The sequence below is a fragment of the Micromonospora sp. ATLC20 genome, assembly GCF_057196585.1.
In genome coordinates, this window is record NZ_JBXUOV010000396.1 from 1 (window position 1) to 973 (window position 973).

Consider the following 973-nt stretch of genomic DNA (forward strand, 5'->3'; position numbering starts at 1 on the left):
CGCCCGACCCGGCCGCGCGGGCCGTCGGCGGCGCCGCACTCGACACCGCCGGCCTCGTCGTCCCGCCCGCGTCGAGCGCGCCGCCGGCGGTGACCGCCACCTCCTGGGTGGTCGCCGACCTGGACAGCGGCGCGGTGCTCGGCGGCTGCGGCCCGCACGAGTACGGCGTGCCCGCGAGCGTGCAGAAGCTGCTGCTCGCCGCCACGATGCTGCCCCGGCTGGATCCGCACCGGGAGGTCACAGTGACCGCGGGGGACCTGGCCGTGGAACCGGGCAGCTCGGCGGTGGGGCTGGTCGAGGGCGGGCACTACCGGATCGAGACGATCTGGCTCGGCCTGCTGCTGCGCTCCGGCAACGAGGCGGCCAACGCGCTCGCCCGCCTCGGTGGCGGCCCGGACGGGCTGGCCGGCGGGGTGCGGGCGATGAACGAGGAGGCGCACCGGCTCGGGGCCCGGCAGACGCACGCGGTCACTCCGTCCGGGCTGGACGGACCGGGGCAGTTCACCAGCGCGTACGACCTGGCGCTGATCGCGCGGGCGTGCTTCGCCGACCCGGCGTTCCGCGAATACACCGCCACCCGGGTCGCGCAGATCCCGGCCCAGCCGGTGCAGCGGGCGAAGGGGTTCGCCATCTCCAACGACAACATGCTGCTGGACCACTATCCGGGCGCGCTCGGCGGCAAGACCGGCTTCACCGACCTGGCCCGGCACACGTACGTCGGTGCGGCCGAGCGCGGCGGCCGGCGCCTCGTGGTCACCCTGCTCGGTGCCGAGGTGACCAGCCAGCGGGGCTGGCAGCAGGGCGCGGCGCTGCTCGACTGGGGGTTCGCGCAGCCCCGCGACGCGCGGGTCGGCCGGCTGGTCGAGCCGGGGGAGCTGGACCGGTCGGTGCCACCGGCGGGCGGGGCGGCCTCTGCGCTGGCCGGGCACGCCGATCTGCGCGGCGGCGGGGCGGCGTCCGGGCCGCGGCCCTG

Annotated in this window: 1 protein-coding gene; it reads left to right on the forward strand. The window is 77.7% G+C overall.

Annotated elements, in window-relative coordinates; genetic code table 11:
* Window positions 1-973: D-alanyl-D-alanine carboxypeptidase family protein (locus AC2CHG_RS31565; RefSeq protein ID WP_484526229.1), on the forward strand; the 973-nt coding region annotated here is incomplete at both ends.